This window comes from candidate division Zixibacteria bacterium HGW-Zixibacteria-1 (assembly GCA_002838945.1).
Taxonomy (GTDB): domain Bacteria; phylum Zixibacteria; class MSB-5A5; order GN15; family PGXB01; genus PGXB01.
Window position 1 is genome coordinate 101,832 of the sequence record PGXB01000003.1, and the last position, 18,114, is coordinate 119,945.

Here is an 18,114-nt window from a genome sequence, read left to right on the forward strand (position 1 = left end):
ATTTTTTAACAACCGCCGAACAATTTCCTGAAACTTATATTTTGGTTCTCCGTCAAATCATGTAAAGAGTAGCAATTTCAAAACCCGGAGAGCAATATGAGATATTTCGTATTAACATTGGTTCTTATCGTCTTTACAGTCGGCTCGGCCATGGGATATGACGAACATAAGAATCATTCCTCCAAAGTGAAATATGACTGCAACTCATATGAAAGCCATGCTTACGGCAATTATGAGATTGATGTCGAAGATGGCACGGTAATTATCACGCTAAATGACCGTGACGCCGATGTCGTCGAAATTACCGCGGATTATGAGCTTTTTGTCAACGGCAAACGCATCAAAACTAATGACGAGCAGAAGAAGCTCTTGGGCAAGTTCCACGCTAAGACACTGGTATTAGTCGATCGGGCTGAATCAGTCGGCATACAGGGAGCCAAAATAGGTGTTAAGGGCGCCGGCCTCGGGCTTAAAGCATTAGGCTCCGTATTCAAGCTTCTGGATGATGATTACGATTCAGATGACCTCGAAAGAGAACTGGAAAAGGAAGCCGCAAAACTCGAGGCTCAGGCGGAAAAGCTTGAAGTACAGGCCAACGAAATTGAAGATATGGCTGACGAGCTTGAAGAAATCGCTGATGATTTGTCTCAAAGTATTCCGGAGCTGGGCGAATTGGATTGGTAATAAAATTATCTCCTTTCTTTATAAGTTCCCAATTGAACAAAATGCCGGGACATGATGTCCCGGCATTTCTATTTATTATTTTGTCTCCACAAGAACTATTTGACCCAAGGCAGATACGGCCTGTCAACACAGAAAACACCGGATGTTGGGGCCGTCAAATCAATCTCGAATTCTATCGGCCCGCCCGAGTACTCATTGTAGTAGTTTACATTATCAACAATAAGGGTGTAAACAGCGGGCAGCAGATTAATTATCTGATAATCCATGTCGAACAGACAAATACAGTCGCACAATCCTTCAGTCTCGTACTCATTCAGTCTGATCACATTATCCGTCAAAGTTACGACAATATAAAGCGATTCAGGACAGCAGTTGAACATATCATTGACATGAGTCAGATCAAGCGTGCCGGCACCGTCATAATCATATATGATGCAATCATCTTCATAGGTCGTATCGATCTTAAGTTGATAATTCTTGCAGACCGGCTCACCGATAATCGTTCCCACCGGCGAAAGCATTTCTCCCCAAGGATAATGATTCCTGGTAAGGCAATATTCGCCGACCGGAGCGGCCCCGAGATCGGCCGTAAACTCAAGATATTCATCATCCCCGTATAATTCCAGGCCGATCACTTTAATGGTGTACTGACCCGGAGGAAGATTGATAATCGAGTAACTGACATCAAATAAGCAGAGACACAAACAGGCGCCCCATTCTCCATAGCTTTCGTTTTCGGTAATGGTAATGGTGTCATTGCCAAATGTAATATCGGCAAGAAATTGCTCGGGGCAACAGTTGAACCCGGCATTCACATGCACCAAGGACAGAATACCCGTGGTTCCTTCATAGCTGTATTGTATGCAATCCTGGTCAGGAGGGGTGAGCAGTTCGGCTTTCTCCGGCGTAGGGCTTTTACAGCCCGAGTGACCTTCGACGACTATAATCGGATCAACCACGACAGTGGAACAGGCCGGTGCCGGACCGCCGCGGTAGAGGTACCCGATAAGAGCGGTAACATCGAGAATGTTTATCGTGTGCGAACCGTTGACATCGGCCAGATATGGAAAAGCCGGAGCAGGTCCGCCTTTGTAAAGATAATTAATCAGATAAACAATATCCAGGACATTGATGCTGCCGTCATTGTTCAGATCACCACATTCATAGGCATTGCCGACGGCAAAGCTTGCGGCCACCGACAGCACCAGCAAAAGAATAAATGACCTTTTCATATTTTATCTCCTCCCTGATCCGTGGTTAAAAATCCCGTTGCCTGACAATAATATCGCGTTATATCCACATTCTGTCAAGTATAATTATTGAAAGAAATGCACATCTATATTATCCGGCATTTTGATCGCCATTCTGCCCGATTTTATCAACCCATATAAATGACGCTCCAGATTTCCCTTTTGATACATGATTCTTACAAAAAAACAAAGGCCGGCGCATTTGCCCGGCCTTTTTATCTACATATAACAAACGAAGGATATTTAATTATAATTTCGAAGCTACGGCTTTGGCGACATCCAGCGTGGATGAAGATCCGCCCATATCGTAGGTTCTTACCTTACCCTCTTTTATCACCTCGGCGATAGCATTTTCGACAGCCTCGGCCTTTTCATTTTCATTCAAATATTCCAGCATCATCCGGGCAGTCAGGAGCATCGCCATCGGATTGACCTTGTATTGCCCGGCATATTTCGGCGCCGAACCATGGGTCGGCTCGAATACGGCATAGTCATCACCAATATTGCCCGATGAAGCAAAGCCTAGCCCGCCAACCAGTTGGGCGCAAAGATCGGAGATAATATCGCCGAACATGTTAGAGGTAGCCAGCACCGAATAATCATGCGGGTTTTTGATCAGCCACATGCACATGGCGTCGATATTGGTCTCCCACAACTGGATTCCGGGATAATTTTTGGCGACTTCACGCGCCGTGCGAATCATCAAGCCGGAAGTTTCGCGAATGACATTGGGCTTTTCGACCACCGTGACCGTTTTGCGACCGGTCTTTTTGGCATATTCGAAAGCATCGGTTATGATATTGCGGCAGCCGGTCTTGGTATTAATTCGCAGTGAAACGGCGACTTCGTTCGCGGGATGCTTGTCGAATTTCTTCATCTTGGGATTATGCGCTTTTATAACATTCCGAACCTCGTCCGGTAACGGGAAAAATTCGACGCCGGAGTAAAGATCTTCGGTGTTTTCACGAAAGACGACAATATCAATGCCTTCTTTATAATTCAAGGGATTGCCGGGGTAACCCTTGCATGGCCGCAGATTGGTGCGCAAATTAAATTCCTGCCGAAGGCGGACAATCGGCGAGGAATAGATCAGCCCCTTACCCCGCAACCCGGGAATCAACTCGGCTTCCGCTTCCTCTTTAGGTTTTGAAGTAATGGCCCCAAACAGGGCGCAGTCGGTGTTTTTGAGTATTGTGATGGTGCGATCCGGCAGTGGATTGGCTTCCTTACACCAGAAGTCCCAGCCGATGTCAGCATGAATATATTCGGCATCAAGTCCAATCTTGTCGAGAACAATCTTGGCCGCGTCCATCACATCGACGCCGACCCCATCGCCGGGCATCCAGGCAATCTTATACTTAGCCATCTTTGAAATGCCGCTCCTTTCTAAATCTCAAAAGTTAAATTGATAAGATGCGAATCTGTCAATCCGCTTTTAAACGGAAGATAAGCATAGTCAATTCTGAAATTTCTCCGGACAAAGCCGGCTCCGGCCGAAATATCCTTGGTGTCATAACCGACCCGATAACCGGCCCGAAGGAAGAATTTATCATTTAAATTATACTCGCCGCCAAAATGGAAATAGTAATCACTATCGAGTAAGACGACATCGAGCGAAGGCATAAAATCATGGTAAATGTAGGATATGCCTCCCCGATATGTGGTCGGTATGTCATAGGACTCGTCTCTCAGCTTCATCGTAGAGCCAAAATTCTGCACCGCCAGCCCGATATTAAGATCCGGAGAAGGCTGCATGAGAAGGCCGAGATCGAAGTTAAAGGCCGACCCGGCATCGACGTCAATCTTCTCATACATCCAGCCGAGCGAAAAACCAAGAATATATTTCGGCTCCAATTCGAAAGCGGCCCCGACTTTAATGGACACATCATGCGCCGCAAATTCATAAAAGTCTTCGGTCGGTGCGATACGGCCCTCGATATTGTCTATCGAAGCGAATTGCACACCGGCCGTGACGACAGTGGCGCGCTTATAAAAACTCATGTATCCGGTCTCAATTCGGATGTTTTCCCAGTATGTATTATGGCCAAATGAACCTTCGACTGTATTAATTCCCCAGGTTGCCGCCGGATTATAAGCAGCCGAATATGGATCGGCGGGCACGGCGCTGAAAGCGCCGCCCATACCAACGGCGCGGGCCCCGGCTTCGGCCGTCAGCAACTTCAGACCAACCTGGGCTCGGCCCTGCCCGGCGCAAATCATTGACAGCAACATTACCAGTAAAATTGTTTTCTTCATAAATACCACACTAGAATCTTATTCCGAGGGTGACAACATGATCCTCACCCTCATCTACCTTGTCTCCGGAGAAAGCGTAATCGAACTGCAGCGAGCCGAAATTGAAGTTAAATACAAAACCGGCTCCGGCTGTCAGGACACCGTTATTCAAACCGGCCCTGAGCAGTAAATTATCGATGGCATTATACTCGCCGCCGATCCGGAAATAACTGTCGGTATAGGTTTCCTTTTGGGTTACTGTCCCGTCCCCGGTGCTCTCGTCCCATTCAACCGTTTTGACTTGTAACTCAAGGTCGGAGGCAACCAGCAGTTTTCTTCTTAAGGCCTTGAACGAGGATCCGATCCCGACCGAAAGAGGAAATTTGTCGGTCTGAGTGGCGGAAAGTCCGACACCTTTTGACTCCCATGGGTACTTAGCTGCAAAATTCTTTATGACCAGACCCGCGGTAATATCCGTGATGACTTTGCTGTCCATTTCGCCATAACGGAACAGGGAATCGATATATAATATACTTCCGATATTAATTCCGACCGAACTGGCCCTGAGATCAGCCATATTTTTTGTATAGTAATTTAACCTGGTGCCAACCGCCAGGTAAGGCATAAATCTTTTGGCGAATGACACGGCGAAATCGTGCTCATTGGCAGATATAGTCTCGCCGGTCAACTGGCCGCTGATATTGCGTCTTTCGACATCACCATATCCGGCATAAACCCAGCTGAAACCCAGCGATGATTCCCGATGAGTGGGCAGAATAAAAGAAATAAAGCCGAGCATTCGATCGAGCTTCATGGCCCGATAGGAACTGGTGAAGACCTTATCGGTCATGGTCTGGAGTCCGGCCGGATTATACAACATTGCCGCTCCGTCATTCGAAACGGCGTTAAAAGCGCCCCCCATGGCTGCTGTCCGGGCGTTGACCGGCATATTAAGGAAGGAACCGGCAAAACCACCCTGCGACTCGGCCCTGGACACGGCCGGTACGATTAATATGAGTAGCGAAATAAAAAGTACAATTTTTTTCATATCGATATTTCCTATGGTATTATGGCCAGTTTTCCCCAATATGTTTCGCCCGATGAGACTGAAACCTTGAAATAGTAAATGCCGACCGCCACCGGCCCCCCGGCTTCAAGCCGGCCGTCCCAGCGATCGGTAAAATAAATATCCGGCGTTCGGTATTGGTTATCAATCGCAGTTGCCACCAGGTCCATATTAAAATCAAAGACCTTGATGGTTACATAACCTTCCTTCTTGACCGGATAATGAAAGTACAAATATTCATTCCCATTCATTGAAAAGGGAACCGGATAGGCATAGACATCCTGCCGATCATCATAGAATCGGAATATTTCCCAGTTATCGGTGCCGAAATCAGCCAGGGCAATGCGGGCGGCGCCATTTTCAAGTGTTCCCACCCAGAGTGTATCGCCTATAATGGTCACAGCGGTTACGAAAGTGTTGGAATCCAAAGAAAAGGGAACCAAATTTGCCGCTGTGTCTGGACCAGCAGGAGAAGCCGGTGGAGCCAGAACGCCATCGATGGTAATCGTCTGCCAGGTATAGCCGGTGTCGGGAGAATATTGGAGGCCATTGGAAGTGGCCGCGAAGACTTCGGGGCCATTGAATGCGAAATTCCAAATCTCCGTGCCATCAAGCAAGATGTTCCAGTTAAGACCATTGACGGTCGAAGTGGAAATGGCACTGGTTTGGCCGGCAGCGGCCGGCCGGGTTGAGGCCCAGATTCGACTCTGGCCGTTATTCAATGGCTGAACATCCAGGACATTGACAAAATTTCCCGATAAGTATGGAATCGTGTAAGTGTTGACCTTATCAAAGGCGGTCGGATTCAAATTGGCCCGATAGATGCGCCAGACAATATTGGCGCCCCCGCCCGGAGGAGAAATGGCGAAACCATTTTCCGAACCAAGGAAAATAGTATCACTCCTGATATATATAGATGTCAGGTCAAGGCCCGAAAACGTAATGGTCCCCACCTGGCTGTCTTTTATGAGCGAGCCGGGTGTAGGATACCAGAAAATACGGTTGGGCGACTGATTAAAGACATTTTTTCCAACCAGATAAATTAAATGATTTATGAAAGCGATATCATTATATTTGGTCCCCACCAGATTCAGATTATCTGTTTTCCAGGTGGTCCCATTGTCATTGGAATAAAACACTGTATAATCGCCGACAGAAGTATCCAGAGGGTGATTGAGCGACCAGATGATGGTCGAATCGACGACATCCGACGAAGGCCCGATTTTTTGCACTGCCACCTTATGGCTGCGGGCGCCGCTGTTGGCGGCATCATCGAAAACAGAATACTTGGTCGAATCAACCGTGCCCAAGTCGCTGATATAAGCCAGAACCACCCCGGAATCGGTGCCGATCCAAAGATTATTGGAATCGGCCGCGACCGAGTGAATAATATTCCTGCTGTTGGTCAATGTTGAATCCGCGGGATCGAGATATATTTTCTGCCAGTTGCCGCCGGTATCTGATGAGACATATAATCCCGCCTCAAGAGCCGCCATGAACAGATGGCTTCCGACGGATACAAATTCCACCGCATATTTTCCGGGGCCGACAACATCCTCCAGACCGGCTAAACCGGCGCTGAATGATATGCCGTCATCATCGGAAACAGCCACTCCGGTGCCGTTGCCATCAATGGTGTCGGCCGTTCCCACAAACAGCATGCCGCCGAATTCATAAGCGGTGGTCACCGTCGGACCCGGGAGTCCGTCGGATTCAAATGATGAGTGGAAGAAGGTCGCCAGGGTATCGGCTTCGGTGCTGTCAAAAGCGATACGGGTCAGACCGCGGTCGCCGCAGACATATACAAAACTATCGCCGGCTACATAGTCAAGGATATATCGGGAATTTGGTTTTAAATAGGCGGCGCTGTAAACAAAGCGCCGCAGCCCGGCTACTGAGCCGGCCCATAAAATCAATGTATCCCGATGCGTCGTATCCGCAGCCGCCGAGAAATACATGTTCGACCAGATAGCAGTGTCTTCCACAAGGTAGCTGGGACTGGTCGCAGTAATGGAATCATTGGCGCTGAAGTATATATTCTTCCACGTTTGCCCCCCGTCGAAACTTCCTATCAGGCCACCGATCCAGGAAGCGCAAAATATCAGGTTGTCTATACCGGTAATATCATAAAGGACTTTATAAACCCCTTTGGTATTTTCCGGTTTTAAAGTATCCCAGGTTTGGCCATCATCAGAGGTATAAAACAAACCATCGGCAATAGTATATTCATCATTGCCGACAGAATCAAAATAATTGCCGGCCACCCACAGCGTTTCTCCGGCCGAATACATAGCTGAGACGGCATCGCTGGTTAATCCGTTGGAACTGTCATACTGGTTCCAGAAGGTGGAGTCAAAATAGAGAAAGGACAATCCCGCCCCGGTCGACATCCAGACCGCGCCATTGTGCTCGACGATGTCTGTTATGGAATTATGAGATAATCCCCGGAGAACATTGGGCTCGTCAAACGACATCATTATCAGGGCCGATAAGGATGCCGGCAAAGTCAAAATAAAGGCAATAATCAATATTTTTTTCACATCCCGCTCCTAAAAAAAATAGCCTTAAGCTTGGGCAAGCATGGCTACTAATAAAACTAAAATTCATTCAAAAATTATAGTATAAAGTTCACTTTATCTTTATCTTTCTTTCTCTACGCGACACCTCCAAAACCCGAAAAATATCATATTTTTGAGCAAAGTCAAGTATAAATGCAAAATATTATATCCTCAATTCCTTTAACAATTTAACATCAGGCCGGTTCCATAAATCGCCGCATCTCGAGCCTGATTGCAAAACTCCTCATATTCTACAGACGCCGACCAAACCATTACCGTCAAATTTATTCTTCTGACACTTATTTTGGTCCATATACAACGGCCCGGGGTAAAAGGATTTGACAAAACATGGCTGAGGGCGTTTCTTATAGATCAAACGACAAATACGGGGAAAGCAGGATATGAAAAGATTAAAAGCGCTGATATTTATTGCCTTTGCGGCAGGGATTGCCGCTATCGGGATCATGCCCGGCTGTGATGAGCTGGTAACGAACGAGATCAGGGACAGCACCACGATCACCCTGATTGTCAGGGACAGCAGTTGTGTGGAGTACTGTCACTCGGATAACAACTTTGAGGTCATGGCGGCCCTGCGTCAATGGGAGCATTCCGGCCATTCCGATACGATGTTTTACGATGACACTCTCTACGGCCAGACCGGATTATATTGCGGTCCTCAATGTCATACCATGGATGGTTTTGTTTCTGCCCTCAGCAATAATCCCGATACCAGCGGATATCCTTTTGAGTTATGGTGTTATACCTGTCACCGGCCGCATACCGCCCAGGGACCGGATTCAACCTGGGATTTCTCTTTAAGGACGACCAGCGATGTGACACTGGCGACCGGGGAAGTCTTCAGCTATGGGGCGAACGGGCGCTCGAATATCTGTGCCCGCTGCCATCGCCTGACCTATAATGTAATTAATCAGGTTGCGGTTGGTATCCTCATTGATGACAACTGGCTGAGGAAAGTGCGGCATGCGGCGCAGGAAGCGGATATGCTCATGGGTGCCGGCGGCTATGAATATGCCGGGTACACGTATGCGAACAGTCATGAAAATGTTATTCAGGGATGCCTTGGATGTCATCAGGATTATGATCAGGGATTCACTTTGGGCGGTCACAGTTTGAATATTCGCGACGGCAACGGCAATGCGCTGGTCGAGGAATGCAATCGTTTGGGATGTCATTCGGGAGATGAATACAGCGACAGCAGAATAGTCGGCGGGCAAAACGTCCTGCATCTATTCCAACTGCGGGCCTTGCAATCCAAATTGCTTACAGCCGGTCTTCTTGATTCGACCACGCTTCTCCCCCCCTCCAGCTATACCGTAATTTTTAATTCCGATTCGGCGGGGGCCCTTTATAATTACCTCTACCTGACCGCCGACCGCAGCCGCGGAATGCATAATATGAAATACGCAAGGGATTTGCTTACAAGTTCGATCAACTTCCTTGACGGCACTCTGGGCAAGTAAAAAATGAGCCATATAAAAAAGCCGCCGAATCCGGCGGCTTTTTTTTGTCCATAAACAATATCTTATTTATTAGCGGCGAATTTTGCCGTCAGAGCCGGAATAATCTCAAACAAGTCGCCGACAATACCGAAACTGGCAATATTGAAGATCGGCGCATCCTTATCCCGGTTGATAGCGACGATTGTCTTTGAGGTTTGCATTCCGACCAGATGCTGTATTGCCCCTGAGATACCGACTGCAAAATAGAGTTTGGGATTGACTGTCTTACCGGTCTGCCCCACCTGGTAGCGATACTCTATCCATCCGGCATCGACAATGGCGCGTGAAGCGCCAACGGCCGCGCCGAGTGAATCGGCCAGCTTTTTTATTATTGGAAGATTTTCATGCCCGCGGATACCGCGACCGACCGAGACAATTATATCGGCCTCATTCAGATTAACCGATGTCCCGGTTTCGGCGATCATCTCCTTTACCGTAACTTTTGACTGAAACAGGCCGGCGTCGATTGTCTCGGCGACAACTTCTCCGTCGCCCTCTTTTGATTCTTCAAAGACCTTCGGACGCACGGTGATAAAAAATGCCTTACCGTCCGCATTTTTGGCCAGATCAACAATGACATTGCCGCCGTAAGCGGGACGGGTCACAGTGATGACGTCACCTTCGGCCCTGATAGCTGTTATATCCGAAGCCATGGCGCCGTCATTGAGGGCCGCCAGGCGGGCCAGCAGAGCCTTGCCGTAAAAAGTCGCCGGTCCGATGACAAGCTGGGGCTGATATTTCTTTATCATGGCCGTAATGACCCTGGCGTAGATTTCATCATTATAATATTTCAGGGCCGGGTTCGAAACGGTCAGGACCTTCCCTCCCCCATGCGAAACCAGAGTTCCGGCCAGAGTTTCGGCGGCATCGCCCAAACAGGCGGTCATAATTTCACCACCGACTTTTTTGGCGACCGAAATCAGTTCAAAGCTTATATTAGATAGTTTACCATCCTTTTGTTCTGCAACGGTCAGGACTTTTATGGCCATCACATCTCCCTTTCTATTCAATAAAATTATACAACTTTCACATCAGCAAATAGCTCAATCAAAATTTCAATAAATATAATAAGGCCGGTCAATTGTTTCAATCTTTTTTTGACGGCATAAACCGGTGAGAAGGGCATCAGGCATAAGGCCCCCGGCCGATGTTTCCGGCCAGATAATCATCAAACAGAGTTTTAATGTCATGAAGTGAGTTCACCGTTTTCAGCATTCGTCGCAAGTCGGCGCCGCCCTGAAAACCCTTGGAGTACCAGGCCAGATGTTTGCGCATCATCATGGCGCCATGTCTTTCGCCGAATTTCTCCACCAGCATTCGCGAATGTTCGAGGGCCAGGACAATTTTTTCTTCGATGGTCAGATCGGGCAATAACTCTTTCTCTTCAAGATATTTATTGATGCGGCCGAAAATGGTTGGGTCCCGCATGGCGGCCCGCCCGATCATAATGGCATCGCAGCCGGTCTCTTCGAACATACGCTCGGCATCCTGAGGAATATTAACATCGCCGTTTCCAATAACCGGAATATTAATTGCAGATTTAAGCTGTTTTATTTTTGACCAGTCGGGCTGATCACCGTAATTCTGGGACCGGCTCCGGGGGTGAAGGGTTATCGCGGCGACGCCGATTTTTTCGGCCATCTGCCCGACCTCAAGAAATACATCCGATATGGCATCCCAACCTGTTCTCATCTTTATGGTTACCGGTATAGCGGAATTTTCTACCGCGGCCCGCATCAGCTCTCCGGCGAGGCCAATATCCTTTAATATGGCGGCCCCTCCGTTTTTCCTGACCACTTTTTTGACCGGGCAACCCAGGTTAAGATCGACTAAATCCGGCTTGAAGGCGGCCACTTTTTTAACGGCTGCCGCCATATATTCCGGTTTGGAGCCAAAAAGTTGAATGCCAACCGGGTGTTCATCAGGGGCGATATCAATCATATTGAACGTTTTTTCCTGGTTCATATAAATTGCGTCGGCGGAAATCATTTCCGTATAAGTCAGGGAAGCGCCATATCGCCGGGCCAGCAACCTGAAGGGGCGGTTGGAAATACCGGCCAGAGGCGCCAAAAACAACCGGCCCTTTATGGTCAAGTTTCCAATCTGCATGCCGACAATATAATTAAGCCAAAATGCAATGGCAAGCTGAGAGATTATATTGAGTTTTATTTGTCTATAAGGTTGATATTTTATATAAGGAAATTATAGGTTCTTGAAAGGAGTCCCGTATGCCGGAGATTATAGTCAAGTACGAGGACAAGATAATTGAGAGGGTGGTCTCGGAAAAAAAGCGGATCAGCATCGGGCGCACCCCCGACAATGATATTGTCCTGGACAACCGCGGAGTCTCGCGAAAACATGCACAAATCGAGTTCAATGACAACGCTGCCGTTATTATCGATAATGAATCTTTAAACGGGACCTTTGTCAATAACCGCAAGGTCGGCGAGGAAATTCTTCGCGACGGCGATGATATTACCATCGGCAAATACACTCTGACATATCAGAGTCAGGTCCAGAGAGAAGATACGGGCGCGCATCTTGACGGAACCATGGTTTTGAAGACCAAGAAACATAAGGAACTGATAAAACGCGACCAGTACGAGAAGGAACTTGTTCAGCAGATGGGCGGGTCGGTCTTGCTCGGCGAAGAGAATACTGATTTTTCCGAGTACCAGATTGATCAAAATGTCACGACCATCGGCAAGGCGAAATTCGTTCATGTTCATGCCAAGGGATTTATGCTGTCGGGCATTCAGGCCAAGATCGTCAAGGAACAGGAGCAGTATGCGATCGTAAATCTGGGCCGTAAGGGAAAAACAAAGGTAAACGGCGAACCGATCAGCCGCCAGAGCCTTAAAAACGGAGATCTTATTCAGGTTGGGAAATCTGTCTATACTTTTGTAGAAGGACGATAACCAATGAAAATCGCTTTAATATCGGACGTTCACGGTAACCTGGAAGCATTGGAAATGGTCCTTCGCGACATAGAAAAACAGGGCGCGGAGAAAATTCATTTTCTCGGCGATGCTGTCGGATACGGATGCAATCCTAATGAATGCGTCAAGCTGATCGACAGACATTGCGATATAAGATTGCTGGGCAACCATGATTATGCCGCCATGGGACTGGAATCGACCGAGAACTTCAATCAGCTGGCGAAGGCGTCGATGAACTGGACCCAGACCATGCTCAAATCAAAATCAATCAGTATCCTGGCTGATTTTGAAATGGAAGCTGTCTTTCTGGATTATTATCTGGTTCATTCGTCACCGACAGAGCCGGAAAAATGGCGCTATATTCTTAATATTGATCAATCCCGAATCCATTTTGAGAATTTTTCCCAGGCTTTTTGTTTTGTCGGACATTCACACAGCCCGACCTTCTTCGAAAAGGACCGTGAGGGTCAGATTACGCAGCATTTCAAACCGGAGATGAAGTTTAACGAAGGGTACAGATATATAATCAATATTGGGTCCGTCGGACAACCACGCGACAATGATCCGCGCGCATGTTACGTCATTGTGGACACCGATAACAAGGGAATATGTTACAGGCGGATAGAATACGATATTCTTAAAACACAGGAAAAGATGCGAAAGGCAAAGCTCCCCGATTTTCTAATTGAAAGGCTGGCGGTAGGAGCTTGAGGGAGTAACGATGCTTAAGAAGTACTCATCATATATACTCTGTTTTCTGGTGTCATTATTTGTTGTGGCCCTTTTTACCAATAATTTCTCCCCTCTCGTAAGGCTTGAGTGGAAGATACAGGATATGCTATATACATTCAGGGGCGAGGACAATTTTTCTACAAATATTGTTCTCATCGACATCGATGACAGGACCCTGAATGCTTACGGCGACTGGCCCTGGGGCAGGGATAAAATCGCCGACCTTCTCGCAGCAGTGGGAAGCGGTGAGCCGAAAACCATTTTACTGGATATGTATTTTGCCCCCGATATTAACGAGGACACTTCCGGACATACCGAAATTCTGGCCGGCCAGATGTCATGGATAAAGAATGTCGTAGTTCCTTATGAATTGAGCCCGTCGGAAATCATGAAGAATAAGATATCAACCCCCAAGTATTTATATAATTCGGCCATGCAGGTCACCTCGGACCTGGGCATATTGGATGAAAACGCCAGCCTCCTGACACACAAGATATTTCTTCCGCCCGATCCGATATGTGAATATGCCGGCGGCCTGGGCTTCAAATACAATGTCTTCGACAAAGACCGTAAAATCAGGTGGCAGCCATTGATAGCTTATTACGAAGGATATTACTATCCATCGGTCGCCCTCATGGCCGCGGCGAATTACAAGAGTATAGAGCCGTCATCGATGGTTATCGACGGCGGTACAAGCATCAGAGTCGGCACCACCCTGATCCCGACCAATGAGCATGGCGAATTATTCATTAATTATAATAAACCGGGAAAATCATTCCAGCAAGTTTCCGCGGCCGACGTCCTTAGTGAGAGTTACAAAGCCTCGAATCTCAAGGGAAAACTTGCCATAATTTCGGTTTCCTCGGAATTTATTTCAGATTTTTATAATACTCCGATTGCCGATAATCTCCATTCGACCGAGAAAACCGCCAATGTTATTGAGAACATCGTAAATTCCAACTTTATCAAACGCCTGGACTCCTCACCCGGCCGAGACACTTTGCTGCTTATCACTCTTGGTGTACTGTTCGCATTTATTCTGCCACGGGTGTCAATGATGTATCGCTTGATAATCATGATTGCGAGTCTTTTCTTGCTGGCCAATATCAACTTCGTCCTTTTCAACTCGTACCAGATCCTGACTCATTCGTTATACCTGGGATTGGAAATGATTTTATTGCTGTTCATCGCGCCGTTTCTGGATAATGACTTTCTGTCAAAATTGTCACGAATACAAATCGGTTTCAAAGCTGATGCCGAATCGACCACTCTTCCCAAGGTGAAATTATCCGAAAAGGCCCTAAACCGCTCAATGGACCATAAATCAGCTGAACAAAAAGCCGCTCCTGCCGTGCGAAAAGACGGACGCCCGGGCCATAGGGATGAAATGGCCGATACACCGACACAGGCAGCGGCTGTCTCAAAGAGCGAAGGAATCGCCACTCAGGCATATGATACACCTCAACCGGGACGATCCGATGTGGAAACCGTCGCAAATGATATGGCCGACGCGAAATACAATCAAGCTGAAGAAGAACATCCGTTCGAGCACGCGCCGGTGATCGAAAATTTGGAGATTGAAAACGATTCCAACGGAATTCTTACCGACAGCGGGCAGATTAACAGCCTGGGAAGGTATAAAGTCCTCGGTGTGGTCGGCAAAGGCGCTATGGGTACCGTTTACAAGGGTACCGATCCGGCCATTAACAGAAATGTCGCACTGAAGACAATCCGGCTGGATTTTGTCAACGATCCCGAAGAATACAACGAACTCAAGGAGCGGCTGTCACGCGAGGCACGCGCCGCCGGTATGCTTTCGCATCCGAACATCGTAACGATTTACGACGTCGGCAACGAAGGCAAGCTGCAGTACATCGCCATGGAATTTCTCGAAGGCCAGACGCTGGAGGATATGATTCGGCGCAAGGCAAAATTCAATTATCGAATAATCGCCCAGATTATCACCCAGATATGTTCCGCCCTCGATTATGCCCACAATCAGGGTATCGTTCACCGCGATATTAAACCGGCCAATATAATGGTTCTCAGTGATTATCGCGTGAAGGTCATGGATTTTGGTATTGCCCGTGTCGATTCATCGTCGATGACCAGAACCGGTATCGCAATGGGAACGCCGAACTACATTTCACCGGAGCAGTTACAGGGCAAGATGGTCGATCGTCGCTGCGATATTTTCAGCCTTGGCGTCATGTTATATGAGATGCTTTTGCACCGGCGTCCTTTCCGGGGTGAAAATTTGACCTCGCTGATATATAATATTGTCAACGGTGAAGTGGAACTCCCGTCAAGCGTTGATAAATCGATTCCGTATATTTTTGACAGGATAATCGATAAGGCCCTGAAGAAAGAGCCGAACGAAAGATATCAAAACGCGGGGGAATTATCGACGGCCCTGGCCGGCTTCCTGGAAACTTTTACGCCCAAAAGAGCCACGACGGTATAAGAAGGATCACGAATCCTTCTTATCCGGATTGATGATTTCTTCGGCCAGAGACAGAGCCACGCCGGAAAGCATAACTTCCACACCAAGCTGGGTGAAATCGCTTGATATCAATTGGCGATCGATCCCGGCATACAATGAGCAGGAAGCGCCTTTTTCCACAACCAGCCCCGACAATAGGTCCTTTGCCTCGCAGATAAAAGTGACTTCCCCCAATTCCTCGGAGACGACATACCCGGAGCAATTGTGAATTTGAAGGTGGGAGTTACCCGTGTAAACGACCACCAGCATTCCCCTGAACGTGCCCAGAAGTATTTCCGGGAATATTTCAAGTACAAGAACCCTCTTCTCCGATTTATTGGAGATTTTCATCCGAAAATGATCCTTGTCGAAACCGGTCTTTTCGGGTTCAAGGACTTTGGTAATTTTATTGAAATCTGCTTCTGTAAATCTAGCCATCTTTCTTTTCGCCGGAATTGTTTTCTTTCTTGTCAGCTTCTTTCGTACCGGATTTAATTTCGCTCTGGGTATCCTTTAACGCGCTTTTGAATTCGCGAATACCCTTGCCCAGACCCTGAGCAATATCGGGCAATCTTTTGGCACCGAAAAGCAACAAAATCACCAGGAATATCAGCGCCAATTCCCACGGTCCCATGCCGAACATACTTTATCTCCCCGCTAAATGTTTTCCTAAATATACCACCATCTAAAGTATATTATAACCAATAATACGCCCAAAACAGACATAAAGTTTATTTTGAACATCAATCCCACTGTAAAAGATATGGAATACAACTCTACCCGAGTCGGCTCAAAACCGATTCGCAGGGATTTTGAGAACAGCGTCTTGGCGGCGCCGGGAGGGAGAAAGGACCCGATAACTTCGCCCACGAACCCGCCAAGAATGGCTCCCAGCAGCAGGGCGACTATGATAAAGGTTATTTCACGGTTTTTCAACTCCAACCCTTTCCATGATATATTTTCTCATTGAAAGGAAAATTTTCAGCCCGTCCGAGGAGCCCAGGATATCCTCGACAGCCCGTTCGGGGTGAGGCATCATTCCCACAACATTTCCTTTTTCGTTGGTGATCCCGCCGATATTATACATCGAACCATTCGGATTACTTTCGGGGTTAATATTGCCATCCTTGTCGCAATATCGAAATAAAATCTGATTGTTTGCTTTCAGTTTCTCAAGATCGCCCTGGAAATTATAATAATTTCCATCCTTATGCGCAATCGGGATCTTCAATATTTCGCCGGGCCGGCATTCATTGGTAAAAGGACCGGCCGTATGTTCGACCCTGAGATATACGAATTTGCAGGAAAACCGCAGATGCTCGTTGCGCATCAGAGCCCCCGGCAAAAGACCCGATTCGACCAGGACCTGAAAGCCGTTGCAAATACCGATAACCAATCCGCCTTCCTGCGCGAACTTCATGACCGATTTCATAATCGGCGAGAAGCGCGCAATCGCCCCCGACCTGAGATAATCGCCGTATGAAAATCCTCCGGGGAGAATGATCACATCGGACCCGTTCAGGTCGTCGGACTGATGCCACAGAAATTCAACATCCTCACCGATCAGCCGGGCGGCCGAATAGGCATCATAATCGCAATTTGAGCCCGGGAAAGTCACGACGCCGAATTTCATTTTTCAAACTCCACTTGATAATTCTCTATGACCGGATTGGCCAGAAGCTTGCCGCAGATTTCCTCAATTTTATTTTCGATTTTGCCATCGCCGGCCTCGACTTCCAGTTCAAAAAAACGCCCGGAACGAACCGACTTGACCATATCATAACCCATGTTCGAAATCGCGCGCTGAATTGTTACTCCCTGCGGATCAAGAACACCGTCTTTTAGCCGAACATAAACAACTGCTTTTCTATTGCTCATCACCGTTCTCCAGCTTTCGGTTATCACGAGACTGGTGTTTTCGTACCAGCCCGACACCGAGATAAAAAAACCGATACATTTCCCTAACAAGACCAATTATAATATAAACAGCAAAGATAGGAAATAATAAAAGTCTTGGCTGTATAAGTGCCGCCAGGGCCGCGCCAATCATAAAAAGCAGCTTTATGCGATTTTTGCGGTTGTTAAAATTGTCCGGCATGGCGTCATATTCAATTTGTGAGACCATCAGGGCCGCGACCAGAATCACCATTGAAACCAGATACTGGCTGTATTCGAGTTGCCCCCAGAGATGATAACTGAAAATAACATATCCGACCAGCAGCATCGCCGCGCCCGGCGTCGGCAATCCCAGGAACTCCTTTTTTTCATCAGTCTGGGCCAGCAGATTAAATCGCGCCAGCCGGTAACTGGCCGCCATTATATATACAATGCTGATAGCCCAGCCCCATTTGCCCATAGAACTAAGTTTGACGACATACATGATAACGGCGGGAGCGACACCGAACGAGAGAAAGTCGGCCAGTGAATCCAGCTCGACACCAAAATCGGAGACGGTCCCCGAAAGACGGGCGATTTTGCCATCAAGGATATCGAGGAAGCCGGCCAGCACAATCAGCCAGCAGGCGGTTGTAACTTCGCCCTCAAAAACCGATAATATCGCCAGAAAACCACAGACGGCATTGCCCATGGTAAATGTACTGGGAACAACTCCCTTAAAACTGCTTACTTGCATATATAATCCCACATAA

The 18,114-nt window shown here is 47.6% G+C and carries 18 protein-coding genes; 5 read left to right on the top strand and 13 right to left on the bottom strand.

Translation table 11 applies throughout. The annotated features are described in order from the left end of the window. The first annotated feature begins 96 nt into the window (after positions 1-96). Positions 97-684 carry a hypothetical protein gene (locus tag CVT49_02400; protein PKK84694.1) on the top strand — a complete coding sequence of 196 codons (588 nt, stop codon included), beginning with the start codon at positions 97-99 and terminating at the stop codon, positions 682-684. 95 nt (positions 685-779) lie between these two features. On the opposite strand, the gene CVT49_02405 is transcribed toward CVT49_02400, so the two are convergent. From CVT49_02405 to CVT49_02425, 5 genes are all read right to left on the bottom strand, one after another. Next, positions 780-1,916, bottom strand: coding sequence for a hypothetical protein (locus CVT49_02405; GenBank protein PKK84695.1), 1,137 nt, complete (start codon positions 1,914-1,916; stop codon positions 780-782). Between the two features lie 265 nt (positions 1,917-2,181). Beyond that, positions 2,182-3,300, bottom strand: a complete 1,119-nt coding sequence (locus CVT49_02410) for a 3-isopropylmalate dehydrogenase (GenBank protein PKK84696.1) — start codon at positions 3,298-3,300, stop codon at positions 2,182-2,184. 20 nt (positions 3,301-3,320) lie between these two features. After that, positions 3,321-4,199, bottom strand: coding sequence for a hypothetical protein (locus CVT49_02415; GenBank protein ID PKK84697.1), 879 nt, complete (start codon positions 4,197-4,199; stop codon positions 3,321-3,323). A gap of 1 nt (position 4,200) precedes the next feature. Then, positions 4,201-5,256: a hypothetical protein gene (locus CVT49_02420; GenBank protein PKK84698.1), complete on the bottom strand. Its 1,056-nt coding sequence runs from the start codon at positions 5,254-5,256 to the stop codon at positions 4,201-4,203. Then, entirely contained in the window at positions 5,229-7,775 is a 2,547-nt protein-coding gene (locus tag CVT49_02425) for a hypothetical protein (protein PKK84699.1), read from the bottom strand. The genes CVT49_02420 and CVT49_02425 overlap by 28 nt, the downstream gene beginning before the upstream one ends. 419 nt (positions 7,776-8,194) lie before the next feature. On the opposite strand from CVT49_02425, the gene CVT49_02430 reads away from it, so the two are divergent. Continuing rightward, complete coding sequence (locus CVT49_02430; GenBank protein PKK84700.1) at positions 8,195-9,274, top strand: hypothetical protein; 1,080 nt, start codon at positions 8,195-8,197, stop codon at positions 9,272-9,274. A 62-nt stretch (positions 9,275-9,336) separates the two neighbouring features. Here CVT49_02430 and CVT49_02435 read toward each other — a convergent pair whose 3' ends face one another. Both CVT49_02435 and CVT49_02440 read right to left on the bottom strand, forming a co-directional pair. After that, entirely contained in the window at positions 9,337-10,302 is a 966-nt protein-coding gene (locus CVT49_02435; protein PKK84701.1) for an electron transfer flavoprotein subunit alpha, read from the bottom strand. Positions 10,303-10,438: 136 nt separating this feature from the next. Beyond that, entirely contained in the window at positions 10,439-11,422 is a 984-nt protein-coding gene (locus CVT49_02440; protein ID PKK84702.1) for a tRNA dihydrouridine synthase DusB, read from the bottom strand. A gap of 119 nt (positions 11,423-11,541) precedes the next feature. Here CVT49_02440 and CVT49_02445 point away from each other — a divergent pair, with 119 nt between their 5' ends. The 3 genes from CVT49_02445 to CVT49_02455 are packed head-to-tail and all read left to right on the top strand — an operon-like array spanning position 11,542 to position 15,448. Continuing rightward, positions 11,542-12,231 (top strand): hypothetical protein, encoded by a 690-nt coding sequence (locus CVT49_02445; GenBank protein PKK84703.1) that lies wholly within the window; start codon positions 11,542-11,544, stop codon positions 12,229-12,231. Between the two features lie 3 nt (positions 12,232-12,234). Beyond that, a complete protein-coding gene (locus CVT49_02450; protein ID PKK84704.1) occupies positions 12,235-12,963 on the top strand; it encodes a metallophosphoesterase in 729 nt (242 codons plus the stop codon). Between the two features lie 10 nt (positions 12,964-12,973). Next, positions 12,974-15,448 carry a hypothetical protein gene (locus tag CVT49_02455; protein PKK84705.1) on the top strand — a complete coding sequence of 825 codons (2,475 nt, stop codon included), beginning with the start codon at positions 12,974-12,976 and terminating at the stop codon, positions 15,446-15,448. A 6-nt stretch (positions 15,449-15,454) separates the two neighbouring features. On the opposite strand, the gene CVT49_02460 is transcribed toward CVT49_02455, so the two are convergent. Genes CVT49_02460 through pssA form a run of 6 tightly spaced genes read right to left on the bottom strand, consistent with a single transcriptional unit; the run spans position 15,455 to position 18,098 of the window. Beyond that, positions 15,455-15,904 carry a hypothetical protein gene (locus CVT49_02460; GenBank protein PKK84706.1) on the bottom strand — a complete coding sequence of 150 codons (450 nt, stop codon included), beginning with the start codon at positions 15,902-15,904 and terminating at the stop codon, positions 15,455-15,457. Further along, positions 15,897-16,109, bottom strand: a complete 213-nt coding sequence (locus tag CVT49_02465; GenBank protein ID PKK84707.1) for a twin-arginine translocase TatA/TatE family subunit — start codon at positions 16,107-16,109, stop codon at positions 15,897-15,899. The genes CVT49_02460 and CVT49_02465 overlap by 8 nt, the downstream gene beginning before the upstream one ends. A gap of 26 nt (positions 16,110-16,135) precedes the next feature. Then, a complete protein-coding gene (locus CVT49_02470) occupies positions 16,136-16,423 on the bottom strand; it encodes a DUF4321 domain-containing protein (protein ID PKK84708.1) in 288 nt (95 codons plus the stop codon). Next, the gene (locus CVT49_02475) at positions 16,389-17,099 is read right to left on the bottom strand and encodes a phosphoribosylformylglycinamidine synthase I (protein PKK84709.1); all 711 of its coding nucleotides are present in this window, start codon (positions 17,097-17,099) and stop codon (positions 16,389-16,391) included. The genes CVT49_02470 and CVT49_02475 overlap by 35 nt, the downstream gene beginning before the upstream one ends. Continuing rightward, entirely contained in the window at positions 17,096-17,344 is a 249-nt protein-coding gene (locus tag CVT49_02480) for a phosphoribosylformylglycinamidine synthase subunit PurS (protein PKK84710.1), read from the bottom strand. The genes CVT49_02475 and CVT49_02480 overlap by 4 nt, the downstream gene beginning before the upstream one ends. Continuing rightward, positions 17,334-18,098, bottom strand: a complete 765-nt coding sequence (gene pssA / locus CVT49_02485) for a CDP-diacylglycerol--serine O-phosphatidyltransferase (protein PKK84711.1) — start codon at positions 18,096-18,098, stop codon at positions 17,334-17,336. Before pssA ends, CVT49_02480 begins: the two co-directional genes overlap by 11 nt. Positions 18,099-18,114 lie beyond the last annotated feature (16 nt).

What these genes read in the sequence shown, in the direction of transcription:
- CVT49_02400 (PKK84694.1), top strand. Translation starts at nt 97, where the DNA reads ATGAGATATTTCGTATTAACATTGGTTCTTATCGTCTTTACAGTCGGC.
- CVT49_02405 (PKK84695.1), bottom strand. Translation starts at nt 1,916, where the DNA reads ATGAAAAGGTCATTTATTCTTTTGCTGGTGCTGTCGGTGGCCGCAAGC.
- CVT49_02410 (PKK84696.1), bottom strand. Translation starts at nt 3,300, where the DNA reads ATGGCTAAGTATAAGATTGCCTGGATGCCCGGCGATGGGGTCGGCGTC.
- CVT49_02430 (PKK84700.1), top strand. Translation starts at nt 8,195, where the DNA reads ATGAAAAGATTAAAAGCGCTGATATTTATTGCCTTTGCGGCAGGGATT.
- CVT49_02435 (PKK84701.1), bottom strand. Translation starts at nt 10,302, where the DNA reads ATGGCCATAAAAGTCCTGACCGTTGCAGAACAAAAGGATGGTAAACTA.
- CVT49_02440 (PKK84702.1), bottom strand. Translation starts at nt 11,422, where the DNA reads ATGCAGATTGGAAACTTGACCATAAAGGGCCGGTTGTTTTTGGCGCCT.
- CVT49_02445 (PKK84703.1), top strand. Translation starts at nt 11,542, where the DNA reads ATGCCGGAGATTATAGTCAAGTACGAGGACAAGATAATTGAGAGGGTG.
- CVT49_02450 (PKK84704.1), top strand. Translation starts at nt 12,235, where the DNA reads ATGAAAATCGCTTTAATATCGGACGTTCACGGTAACCTGGAAGCATTG.
- CVT49_02455 (PKK84705.1), top strand. Translation starts at nt 12,974, where the DNA reads ATGCTTAAGAAGTACTCATCATATATACTCTGTTTTCTGGTGTCATTA.
- CVT49_02460 (PKK84706.1), bottom strand. Translation starts at nt 15,904, where the DNA reads ATGGCTAGATTTACAGAAGCAGATTTCAATAAAATTACCAAAGTCCTT.
- CVT49_02465 (PKK84707.1), bottom strand. Translation starts at nt 16,109, where the DNA reads ATGTTCGGCATGGGACCGTGGGAATTGGCGCTGATATTCCTGGTGATT.
- CVT49_02475 (PKK84709.1), bottom strand. Translation starts at nt 17,099, where the DNA reads ATGAAATTCGGCGTCGTGACTTTCCCGGGCTCAAATTGCGATTATGAT.
- CVT49_02480 (PKK84710.1), bottom strand. Translation starts at nt 17,344, where the DNA reads ATGAGCAATAGAAAAGCAGTTGTTTATGTTCGGCTAAAAGACGGTGTT.
- pssA (PKK84711.1), bottom strand. Translation starts at nt 18,098, where the DNA reads ATGCAAGTAAGCAGTTTTAAGGGAGTTGTTCCCAGTACATTTACCATG.